Origin of the sequence: Limnohabitans sp., from assembly GCF_040400975.1 — a bacterium.
GTDB lineage: Bacteria > Pseudomonadota > Gammaproteobacteria > Burkholderiales > Burkholderiaceae_C > Limnohabitans_A.
The window spans coordinates 1-1789 of the sequence record NZ_JBBAPF010000094.1 but is presented as its reverse complement, the minus strand read 5'-3'; the positions used below and the strand labels follow the sequence as shown (position 1 = coordinate 1789).

General features: G+C 53.7%; 1 protein-coding gene. It reads right to left on the bottom strand.

The genetic code is table 11. The annotated features are described in order from the left end of the window. Positions 1-249: 249 nt before the first annotated feature. The coding region (locus tag ABWQ00_RS15950; protein ID WP_353239640.1) for a hypothetical protein at positions 250-1789 on the bottom strand (1540 nt) is incomplete at its 5' end.

The following is a 1789-nucleotide window of genomic DNA, read 5'->3' as shown; positions in this document are numbered from 1 at the left end:
AAACGCCATTGCACCCTTCGCTCCACGGTCCCCTTTGCCTTCACGCACCACCGCCGCCTCTCCAATATGAAAGTTGTACTATCTGTCATACTTTGTGATTTCAATTGTACATATTACCATTACAACAACACCACCAAGTGATCAAGCTCCGGTTACGCTTCGCTCCAGGTACGGCAAACGCCATTGCACCCTTCGCTCCACGGTCCCCTTTGCCTTCACGCACCACCGCCACCAGAGCAAGCAAACGGCTCAATTCAGCTTGGAGAAGCTGATGATGTCCTCAAAGAGCCACACCGGCACACTCAAGAATGGGTTCTTCTGCTTGTCAGCAAATTTATAGACCCCATCACACGGGCCGTAATAGCACTCAGGTTGAGTGGCCGGACGGAGCAAGCCGTCACCCAAGTATGGCTCGACGGCTTGGATCTTGTTAAAGAGCTCCGCCGGTGTGCTGACTGGTCCCATGTCTTGCTCTACCCGCATCCACTTGCAATCCTTCACCTCCTTTGGGTAGGTGGCCGGGATCCAGAAGACGTCGCCATCCGACGTGCGCAACTCAACCAACATACCCATACCAAGGCGGTACCGTGCGTTGCAACACTTGCAATACCAACGCTGCCCGGCGGCCCACGCCTCTTCAAAGAGCTGGTTCCAGTTCTTACCCAAAATGAGCGTGTAACACGGGTCTGAAGCGTGCCCTGCAGTGCATGTGTGGTAGGCGCGCATTGCATTCTTTATGGATCCATCCGCATTGTATGTGACGACCCAACTGTCGTCGTAATCTGCTGCCAGACAGAAGCTCCACTGGTCTGCGCCCTTGGCTTTGAAGGCCAAGGGACCGCTTGCCTCCTCAATCATGCTCTCCAACTTTTCAATTTGGGGGATGACCTGGTTGGCTTCCTCGATGGTCTTTGCGTTTGCAAGCCTGTCAATCAACACCTTGTGTTCATCAAGCATGTCCGCCCTGGCCCTGAGCATTCGTGTCTTCAACTGGATAAACTTTGCAATGGGGGCAATGATCTCCTTCATACTGGCGACGGCAACCAGACGTCGCTCACCTCTGGACATGCCAGGAAATGCTTCTGCAACTTTGTTGTCGGCGGCCTTGAACGCTTCGTTGTCCTTTTTGCGTCGCAAAAAGCACGCACGGTTCTCCAAGATGCGTGCCTGTGCCTCTGGGACTGTGATTCCCCATTCAAGTGCTCTGCATTCCGCACAAACGTATTTGAAGTCGACTATATCATCATCGTCGCCCCACCGCCCAGAGCTCTCGTACAAAGTAGTGCGCACCTCGTCCATCAGATTCCATTTGCGCAACACTTTGCATCCCTGGGTTGCACAAGGTACCAATGGCCATGTATCGATCCTTTTCCCAGTGACCAAAGGTTTGTCGTCGTTATCCTTCTTCTTGTTGCAACCAAGCTTGGGGACGTACTTCTTTATGGAGAAACTTGATGGAGCCTCCTCATCATGAGTGGCGGCTTTCGCGCTAGGCTTGGGTTCAACTCCAGGTGCGGCAAACGCCATTGCACCCTTCGCATCACCCGCCCCCTTAGCTTCCACCACACACTTCTGTTCTGCGCTAGCCCTTTCGTCGCGCTCCTTCTGGCGGAGCTTCTTTGCCTGCTTGTCGGTGATGGGACGGTTCTGCAGGTCAAAGCACTTTCCCTCCACAACCTTGTAGTACTTGTGCTTCTGAGGCTCGGAAGCTTCAGATGGGCATGTCGTTTGTTCCTCACTGGGGTGTTCCACTTGCATCCAGCCCTTTTCCTCCTCTGCCTCTTGGATG